Source organism: bacterium, from assembly GCA_037131655.1.
GTDB lineage: Bacteria > Armatimonadota > Fimbriimonadia > Fimbriimonadales > JBAXQP01 > JBAXQP01.
On record JBAXQP010000392.1, the window covers coordinates 1 to 2,118 of the forward strand.

Here is a 2,118-nt window from a genome sequence, read left to right on the forward strand (position 1 = left end):
CACAAATCCAAGGCCCGACCTTTTCCAACCAACCTAGCCAAACGTTGCGTGCCGCCATATCCTGGAATAACCCCAAGCTTTACTTCTGGCTGTGCAAATTGCGCAGTCTCTGCGGCTATTCGCAAGGTTGCGGCCATCGCAAGCTCACATCCACCCCCAAAAGCAAAACCATTAATGGCCGCAAGCGAGGGTTTTCCTAATGTTTCTAAACTTCGAAACACGGCTTGTCCTCTTTGTGCAAACTCATAACCAGACTGTGCTGAACATTCTGCTAATCGAGTAATATCTGCGCCTGCACAAAATGCTTTTCCTTCACCTGTTATCAATACGCCTTTGATAGCCCTATCTTCTTTAGCTTGAGTTAAAACCAAAGACAACGCAGAGAGTACCTCTTCATTCAAGGCATTTAATTTATCAGGACGATATAACGTAATATACAAAATTCCGTTGCGAGTACTATGTTGTAAAACAGACATGATAAGATCTCCTAAGCATTACTCAATATTATAATCATCATCCAGTACGGATTTTGCCATAATTTCTCGCATGATTTCATTCGTGCCTTCCAAGATTTGATGCACTCGTAAATCACGAAAAACACGTTCGATTTGATAATCACACAAATACCCATATCCCCCATGAATTTGCATGGCTTTATCAGCAATTTGAAACGCAACATCCGTTGCTAGCCGTTTCGCCATTGCACAATGCATTGGCGCATTAGGATGGCCTTTATCTAGCAAATCTGCGGCACGATACACCAACAATCGAGCGGATTCAAAATCAGTCAACATATCTGCAAAATAAAACCTTAATGCCTGCATTTTACTGAGCGATTGTTTAAATTGCTTGCGTTCTTTCATGTAAGCCTGCGTTAACCGCAAACACAACGCCGCACCACCCAAAGAGCAAGCGGCAATATTGATGCGCCCACCATTCAACGCCTGCAGCGCTATTTTAAACCCCATACCCTCTTCACCCACGCGATGAGCTATGGGTACTCGGCAATTGGTAAAATACACCATAGAGGTAGGCTGGTTTCTCCATCCCATTTTTTTCTCCAACACTCCAAAACTCAATCCTGGGGTGTTTTTTTCCACTAAAATACTGGTGATTCCTTTGTGTTTATCCTCACTGGTTCTCACCATGCATAAATACACATCGGATACAGACCCGCCAGAAATAAAGGATTTAGAACCATTGATAACATAATGATCACCGTCTATAACGGCAGTGGTCTTAAGTGACGCAGCATCAGAGCCCGAATCCGGTTCCGTCAAACAATAACTTGCAAAGCGTTCCATAGAGGTTAACTTAGGCCCCCAGTCAGCGCGTAACGAAGGTGGTGCATACTTATCAATAACGGCGGTCACCATATTATGAATAGAAAGATAAGCGGCGGTACTAATACAACCCGCCGCTAATTGTTCAAATATCACAACAGCCGCTAGGCGACTTAAACCCGCACCACCAATATCTGGCTGAGCAATCATGCCCGCCATACCCAAACCTGCCGCCTCACGCAAGGTTTCAATCGGGAAAGTTGCCTTAGCATCCCATAACTCCGCATTAGGCAACAATCGTAATCTTGCGAACTCCGCCGCCATATCTCGACATGCTCGCAGCTCTTCTGATAATTCGAATTGCATAATCTATCCTTCTGTGATTACATACGCTCAGAATGTTTCTTAAGTCCTATGGCTTACAATATGAATCTCGATAAATATTCATACCACTGCATGGACTCCTTTGTAAATGATCTGTGTACATGATTAGCAGTATAAAGATTAGAAAGGATATATATTGTCATCAAAGAAGAATAACATGAAACCGCAAACGCCAGACCATCCCATCACTGCCAAACAAATTTTAAAAGACTACTATGGTTTCGAGACGTTTCGTCATCCTCAAGAAGATATTGTATCGGATCTCGTCTTAGGACAGGATTTACTCGTCCTAATGCCCACTGGTGGTGGAAAATCGTTGTGTTATCAGATCCCCTCTTTACTTCGACCAGGTGTGGGAATTGTTGTATCCCCTTTGATAGCCTTGATGGAAGACCAAGTAACAGCGTTAACCTTGCTTGGAATACGCGCGGCATACTACAACTCTTCGCTC

At 43.6% G+C, this 2,118-nt stretch carries 3 protein-coding genes; 1 reads left to right on the forward strand and 2 read right to left on the reverse strand.

The genetic code is table 11. The annotated features are described in order from the left end of the window. Both WCO51_12825 and WCO51_12830 read right to left on the reverse strand, forming a co-directional pair. Nucleotides 1–476: enoyl-CoA hydratase/isomerase family protein (locus WCO51_12825; GenBank protein MEI6514137.1), on the reverse strand; the 476-nt coding region annotated here is incomplete at its 3' end. 18 nt (nucleotides 477–494) lie between these two features. Then, the gene (locus tag WCO51_12830; GenBank protein MEI6514138.1) at nucleotides 495–1,649 is read right to left on the reverse strand and encodes an acyl-CoA dehydrogenase family protein; all 1,155 of its coding nucleotides are present in this window, start codon (nucleotides 1,647–1,649) and stop codon (nucleotides 495–497) included. 175 nt (nucleotides 1,650–1,824) lie between these two features. Between WCO51_12830 and WCO51_12835 the strand changes: the two genes are divergently transcribed. Then, nucleotides 1,825–2,118: DEAD/DEAH box helicase (locus WCO51_12835; protein ID MEI6514139.1), on the forward strand; the 294-nt coding region annotated here is incomplete at its 3' end.

Coding starts and splice junctions, on each gene's coding strand:
- WCO51_12830 (MEI6514138.1), bottom strand. CDS start 1,649: ATGCAATTCGAATTATCAGAAGAGCTGCGAGCATGTCGAGATATGGCG.